This window comes from Citreicoccus inhibens (genome assembly GCF_019039035.1).
GTDB classification, from domain to species: domain Bacteria; phylum Myxococcota; class Myxococcia; order Myxococcales; family Myxococcaceae; genus Citreicoccus; species Citreicoccus inhibens.
The window spans coordinates 70,139-76,865 of sequence record NZ_JAHNZT010000038.1 but is presented as its reverse complement, the minus strand read 5'-3'; the positions used below and the strand labels follow the sequence as shown (position 1 = coordinate 76,865).

6 protein-coding genes and 1 pseudogene are annotated in these 6,727 nt (G+C 70.6%); 2 read left to right on the top strand and 5 right to left on the bottom strand.

The window, feature by feature from the left end; genetic code table 11:
- A pseudogene (locus tag KRR26_RS30725) lies at nt 1-486 on the bottom strand (response regulator); the annotation flags it as partial.
- An 81-nt stretch (nt 487-567) separates the two neighbouring features.
- The gene (dnaK, locus tag KRR26_RS30720) at nt 568-2,175 is read right to left on the bottom strand and encodes a molecular chaperone DnaK (RefSeq protein ID WP_217081547.1); all 1,608 of its coding nucleotides are present in this window, start codon (nt 2,173-2,175) and stop codon (nt 568-570) included.
- Between the two features lie 185 nt (nt 2,176-2,360).
- Here dnaK and KRR26_RS30715 point away from each other — a divergent pair, with 185 nt between their 5' ends.
- A complete protein-coding gene (locus tag KRR26_RS30715; protein ID WP_120200863.1) occupies nt 2,361-3,194 on the top strand; it encodes a class II glutamine amidotransferase in 834 nt (277 codons plus the stop codon).
- Nucleotides 3,195-3,203: 9 nt separating this feature from the next.
- Here KRR26_RS30715 and mrtX read toward each other — a convergent pair whose 3' ends face one another.
- Genes mrtX through polX form a run of 3 tightly spaced genes read right to left on the bottom strand, consistent with a single transcriptional unit; the run spans nt 3,204 to nt 6,314 of the window.
- Nucleotides 3,204-3,926, bottom strand: coding sequence for a myxosortase MrtX (gene mrtX, locus KRR26_RS30710; RefSeq protein ID WP_120200861.1), 723 nt, complete (start codon nt 3,924-3,926; stop codon nt 3,204-3,206).
- A complete protein-coding gene (locus KRR26_RS30705; protein WP_236069353.1) occupies nt 3,923-4,537 on the bottom strand; it encodes an MXAN_2756 family trypsin-like serine endoprotease in 615 nt (204 codons plus the stop codon). Before KRR26_RS30705 ends, mrtX begins: the two co-directional genes overlap by 4 nt.
- A 19-nt stretch (nt 4,538-4,556) precedes the next feature.
- Entirely contained in the window at nt 4,557-6,314 is a 1,758-nt protein-coding gene (gene polX, locus KRR26_RS30700; protein WP_321202733.1) for a DNA polymerase/3'-5' exonuclease PolX, read from the bottom strand.
- 77 nt (nt 6,315-6,391) lie between these two features.
- Here polX and KRR26_RS30695 point away from each other — a divergent pair, with 77 nt between their 5' ends.
- Nucleotides 6,392-6,706: a Rieske (2Fe-2S) protein gene (locus KRR26_RS30695; protein ID WP_120200857.1), complete on the top strand. Its 315-nt coding sequence runs from the start codon at nt 6,392-6,394 to the stop codon at nt 6,704-6,706.
- Nucleotides 6,707-6,727: the final 21 nt, after the last annotated feature.

Sequence of the window (6,727 nt, the reverse complement as noted above, 5' to 3'; positions counted from 1 at the left end):
GCCGGGGCCGGCCGGAGTCGCGGGGGCCACGGGGGACGGGGTGGCGCCTGCGGCCGGCGCTGCGCGGGGGGCTCCCGGGCCCACGGTGGGCGTGGCGCTCGTGGCACGCGGCGGGGGCGGCGGGCTCGCGACACGGGGCGGGACAGCGGGGGCTCCGGGCGTCGCGGGGGCTCGCGATGGAATCACGCCGGGCGTGGCGGCGGTGGAGTGCGCCGAGGGGGCCCGAGGCGCGACGGTGGGCACCCCGGTGGCGGTCGGACGTGCTCCGACGGGCAGGTTCGCATCGGCGCCTTCCGTCGCTGCCTTGGGCGGAGGCGGGGGCGCGGCACCCGCGGGGGGCCGAGGCGGCACGGGCGTGGCGGGGACTCCCGGAGGCCGGGGCGCCGTGGCTCCCACGGGAGGCGCCGGAGCGGCGGACCCAGACGGACGCGCGACCGGCACCGCCCCCGAGGCGGGAGACAGCGGCGCCGCCGTCAGCCGCGGCATGGCGGGGCGTGGTGCGGCGGGGGCTGGGGGCCCCGGCGGTTTCGGCGCGCTGGGGTCTGAAGGCTCGGACATCGGAGTCGCCTACTGGGCCACGGCGGGCAGGTCGTTGGAGTTGTGGCCCGCCAGGCGGATGTTGCGGTTGGCCTGGATGGACTGCTGGATGTCGGCCTCCGTCATGCCCGAGGACAGGGTGATGGTCGTGGACGTCTTCTGGCCCGTCTCCACGTCGCACGCCGAGACATGCACCAGGCCGTCGGTGTTGATCTCGAAGGTGACCTCGATCTTCACCTCACCGCGGTAGCCGATGCGGAAGCCGGCGAACTCGAACTCGCCCAGCATCTCGCACTCGTCGGCGCGGTTGGACTCGCCCTGGTACACGCGGATCTTCACCTTCTCCTGGCCGTCGCGGCTGGTGGTGAAGGTCTTCGAGCGGTCGATGGGGACCGGCGTGTTCTTGTCGATGATCTTCTCGGTGTACCCGCCCACCGTGCCGATGCGCAGCGTGAGCGGCGTGACGTCCACCAGGAACGTCTCGGTGCGGCTGTCCAGCAGCGCGTGCGACTGGAGCGCGGCGCCCATGGCCACGACTTGATCCGGGTTGATGCCCTCCAGCGGACCCTTCTGGAAGTAGTGCTTCACCGAGTTGCGGATGATGGGCAGCCGCGTCGGTCCGCCCACCAGGATGACCGCGTCGATGTCCGCGGCGGTGAGCCGCGCGCTCTGGAGCGCCTCGTCACAGACCTTGAAGGTGCGCTGCACCAGGTCCATCACCATGCGGTTGAACTGGTCCTGGTTCAGCGTGTTGCGCAGGTCCAGCACGTTGCCGTTGGCGTCCTGACAGATGCCCTGGCAGTGGACGTCAGCGGTGCCGTTCTGGCCCACGTCGATCTTCGCCTTCTCCGCCGCCTCCTTGAGCATCTGGAGGCAGTACTTGTTCTGCCGGACGTCCAGCCGCGTGCGGTTGAGGAAGTCATCCGCCAGCCACGTCATGATGCGGTCGTCGAAGTCGTCGCCGCCCAGGTACGTGTCGCCCGCCGTGGCGAGCACCTCGAAGACGTCCTTGCCGATCTCCAGGATGGACACGTCGAACGTGCCGCCCCCCAGGTCGTAGACCACCACCCGCTGGTTGACGTCCCGGCCGAACCCGTACGCGAGTGCCGCGGCGGTGGGCTCGTTGAGGATGCGCAGCACCTCCAGCCCCGCGATGCGCCCGGCGTCCTTGGTGGCCTGCCGCTGGTTGTCGTTGAAGTACGCGGGCACCGTCACCACCGCCTTGGTGACAGGGCGGCCGAGGTACGTCTCCGCGACGGCCTTCATCTCCTTGAGCACCAGCGCGGAGATCTCCGGCAGCGAGTAGCTCCGGTCGTTCACCCCGATGCGCACCGAGTTGTTGTCACCCTCGACGATGCGATACGGCATCACCGCCTGCGCCTTCTTCACCTCGTCGGAGAAGTAGTAGCGCCCGATGAGTCGCTTGGCGGAATACACCGTCGACTCGGGGTTGGTGATGATGTTGCGCTTCGCGGCGTTGCCCACCAACACCGAGCCGTCATCCAGGAACGACACGCACGATGCATGGGTCGTCTCTCCCCACTCATTGGGGATGACCACCGGTTGTCCGTCCTGGACGACGGATACGCACGAGTACGACGTACCCAAGTCGATGCCGATAGCGATCTCGTCCGACATTCCGTCTCCGGTGAAGACCCGCACTCCGTCCCTCTCCCGGGGTGCGACCTTCAGGCCGTCGGAGGTTAGGCGCCACGACCAGCCCTTTCAAGCGCTTAGCCTGGGGGATGGGAGACAGGTGGGCCGCTTGAGGGTCGCGACCCTCGTCACTATCTATGGAGAGAGCCGAAGGGGGGCTCTTTCTCATGTCCGTCGTCCTCGCGGCACTGACGTCTGATCCCAACCTGCTCCGGTGCGAACTGCTGCGTCTGGGCGGGCAGGTCCGTCTCCAGGGTGACGCAACGCCCAATGTGGTGGGCGTGGGCAGCTATGCGCAGGAGGAAGTCCTGCTGCGTCGCTTCCCGGCGGGCGCGGAGTTGTCACTGCCGCGGGTGCTGCCGGACATCGAGTCGGAGGCGCTCCTGTTCCATGCGCAACGGCTCCCCATGGGCCTGGCCCACGAGGAGAACACGCAGCCGTTTCGCGCGCGGCACTGGCTCTTCGCCCACCAGGGCCGGGTGGAGGGCTTCGAGCGCCTGCGCGCCTCCCTGCTGGCGGGGCTGCCCGAGCACCTCCAACGGCAGGTGCGCGGGCCCACCGACAGCGAGGTCCTCTTTGGCGTGTTCCTCAAGCACCTGCGCGCGCTCGGGCGGACGGATGATCCCCGGCTGGAGCCGGAGGTCGCCGGCCAGCTCCTGGCGCGCACGGCCTTGGAGGTGGCGAAAGCCTCGGCCGAGGCGGGCGTTGCGCGCGCGTCGAACCTGAACCTGCTGGCCACCAACGGCGCCGTGCTCGCGGCGACCCGCCTGGGGGAGCTGCCGCTGTACTACATGCGGATGGAGGGCTCGGCGGCGTGCGAGGCGTGTGGCGTGGACGCGCGGACCTCGGACCTCCAGCCGACCCTGGGGGCTCACCGACGGCAGCGCACGGTGGTGGTGGCCAGTCATCTGGCGCGCCCGGCGAGCTGGGTGGAGCTGCCCTCGGGGGCAACGCTGGTGGTGGGCAGCGACCTCCAGGCTCGGGCGCTCAGCGCGCCCTGAGGTCCCGCGCTACTGGCCGAAGAAGGACACTTCCAGGAAGCGCACGTACAAGTTGCAGGCGGCGTGGAACAGGGCGGATCCGATGACGGTGCCCGTGCGCTCGCGCATCCAGCCGAACAGCAGCGCGGGGAAGAACACCGCCAGACGCCACGTCTGGAAGATGGCCAGGTGTCCCAGCGCGAAGAGCAGCGCCGTCACCCAGAAGGCCCGGCCCAGTCGCGCGCCCAGCACCACGCGGCCCTGGGGCCATGCGTCGCGCAGGCGGGCCTGGATGTAGCCTCGGTAGAAGAACTCCTCGGGCAGCGCCACCACGAAGAGCTGATCAATGACCCACTCCCCGAAGCGCGGGGGCAGTCGCGGCTGGAAGTGGCCCTCGCCGACGATGGGCGTCAGGTGACGCGCCAGCGCCACGGGCAGGTGCGGGGTGAGCTGCACGAAGCCCGCGAAGCCCACGAAGAACAGGGGCCCGACGATGAGCGACAACAGGAGGAACAGCCGCAGGTCCTCCTTCCACGCGCGCAAGGTCAGCCCGTAGTCGCGATAGTCCTCGTCGCGCCAGCGCATGGGGATGAGCGGCAGGTAGAGGAAGCCCACGGTGGCCACCAGCTTGGGGCCGCTGGTGCCTCCCGCGACGAGGAACGCGCCGATGATGCCCAGGAAGCCCAGGGCCCACAGGCCCAGCGCCTCCTGCACCGCGCTCACCTTCCACGGCGGTCCGGGCGGGCGACTCATGGTGTCGCCGCCGAGGCGAGCTGGGCCTTCACCGCGCTCAAGGGCAGCGCGCGCGCGCCCTGCTTGCCGCGACGCTCCACTACCACCGCGACCAGTCTCCCGTCGGCGCCGAACACCGGACTGCCCACGGGCAGCGCGAGGCCCACGTCGAAGAAGGGCTCCGGGGCGCTGCGCGCCAGCGCCGCGCGCGGCGTGGACGGCTGACCTCTCCGGCCGGGCTCCACGCCCACCACCCACCGCCCGACGAGTCCCTCCGGCGGCAGACGCACCGGCGCCGCCGGCCACGCCTCGCCCGGGGCGGACACGAGCGCGACCTTCAGCCGGGCATTCGCGAGCACCACCTTCGCGGGGCGGGCCTGCCCGTCATGCTCCACCTCGGCGGACTCGAGGCCCACGTACTGCACCGAGGTGAGGATCTGGCCCTGCGTGCCCACGACGATACCGAGCCCGGTCTGCTTGGGCCCGATGACCCGGACGGTGGAGCGCGCGTGCAGCTCCAGGGCGCGGGTCAGGTCCGCGCGCGACGGGCGAGCGTCCTCGTCGGCCAGGACCGGGGCGGCGAGGGCGAGGCATGTCAGGACGAAGACGCGAGGCGATGGGGCAGGGAACATCAACGCGCGCGGGAGCCTATCACCGGCGCGCGCGCAAGGCGGCGAGGAACCGCTCCGCGGACAGCGTGTTGAGGATGTCCGACTTGCGGGCCCAGCCTCGGCGCGCGGTGGCCACGGCGAAGGACAGGTTGGCCAGGTCCTCCTTGCGGTGCGCGTCGCAACTCGCCACCAGCTTCACGCCCAAGCCGATGGCGCGGCGCACGTGCTCGGCCTTGAGGTCCAAGCGCTGTGGCTTGCCGTTGACCTCCACCGCCACGCCGCGCTCGGCGGCGCGCTCCAGCACCGCCTCCATGCGCAGCGGGTACGGCTCGCGGCTCTGGATGAGCCGGCCCGTGGGGTGCCCGAGGATGTGCAAGAAGGGGTTGTCCAGCGCGGTGAGGACCCGCTGGGTCATCTGCTCTTCGTCCAGGGAGTGGCGCACATGGATGGAGGCGATGACCACCTCCAGGCGCTCCAGCACGCGGTCGGCGTAGTCGAGCGCGCCAGACTCCAGGATGTCCACCTCGATGCCCTTGAGCAGTCGCACGCCGGGCACCCGCTCGTTGACCCGGTCGATCTCCTCCCACTGCCGCTCCAGGACGTCCACCTTGAGTCCGCCCGCGTAGATGGCGGCCTCGCTGTGCTCGGTGATGGTCAGGTACTTGAGCCCCAAGGCCCCGGCCGCGCGCGCCATGTCCTCCAGCGAGTCGCGGCCATCGGACCAGGTGGTGTGCGCGTGCACCGCGCCCTGGAGATCCTCCATCGTCACCAGGTCCTGGGGCAGGGTGCCCGCGAGCGCGGCCTCGACCTCACCGGTGTCCTCACGCAGCTCGGGCGGCACGTACTGCATGTCCAGCAGGCGATACAGGGCCGCCTCGTCGTCCACCTTCAGCTTCGTGTCGTCATCGCGGTGCACGCCCCACTCGGAGATCTTGAGACCTCGCTCGTGGGCGCGGCTGCGCAGGCGCAGGTGGTGGGCCTTGGAGCCGGTGAAGTGGTGCAGCGCGGTGGCGAAGTCCTCGTCGGGGAGCACGCGCAGGTCCACCTGGAGGTCGCCCGTGACGAGCCGCACCGAGCACTTGCTGTCGCCCTTGCCCAGCACCGTGGCCACGCCCGGCGCGCTGGCGAAGGCGTCCAGCACCGGGCCCGCCTCGGGCGCCGAGGCGATGATGTCCACGTCGCCCACCGTCTCCGCGCGGCGACGCACGCTGCCTCCCAGGCTCGCGCGCACCACCCCCGGCGCGGCCTTCACGCGGGCCAGGAGCTCCTCGGCCACGGGCAGCGCATCTCCCAGGAGCTTTCGCTCGCCCCTGGCGCGGCGGTACAGCGCGATGCCCTCCAGCAGCTTGGCCTCGCTCTTGGCGCCAAAGCCCTTGAGCGCGCGGACTCGCCCGTCGCGGCAGGCGGCCTCCAACTCCTCGACGGTGCTGACGTGGAGCTCGTTCCAGAGCACGGCGACCTTCTTGGGGCCCAGGTCGGGCAGCTTCATCAGCTCCAGCAGCCCAGCGGGGAAGCGGGCCTTCAGCTCCTCGAAGGCGGTGAGCCGGCCGGTGGTCACCAACTCGACGATCTTCTCGGCGAGCGCGGGGCCAATGCCGGGCAGCTCCTGCAGGCGACCCTCCGAGACCACGGCCGCCAGGTCCTGGGTGAGGCCAGCGATGCGGTCCGCCCCGATGTCATAGGCCCGGACGCGAAATCCACTCTCGCCCTGGAGTTGTAGCAGCAGGCCCATGTCCCGGAGGACCTGGGCGACCGCGGACTTGTCGAGAATCGAGGGAGGCGTTTTCGAGTCGTTCACGTCGGGAATCCCACCCGGAATCTAGTGCCGGGGAAACAGGAGTGCAGGCGGACCCGCGTTGTGGGAAAAGAGGCGCGATGACGCGAATCAAGCTCGGCCCGGCGGACTTCGCCGAACGGGAGATGCGAGGCTACGAAGTCGGCAAGCGCAACGTGTGCATCGCGAAGATCCACGGGCGCTACAAGGGCCTGGATGATTGGTGCAACCACGCAGGCTGCCTCCTATCGGGTGGCCGCATCGAGGGCAACACCGTGGTGTGTCCCTGTCATGAGGTCGGGTTCGACATGGACTCAGGCCAGAACGTGACCTCGCCGGGGGTGTGCGATGACCAGCCGACGGTCACGGTGGGCGTGGACGCGGGCGAACTCGTCGTCGACCTGCCTGATGCCTGAGCGCCTCGCGCCCACGGAACC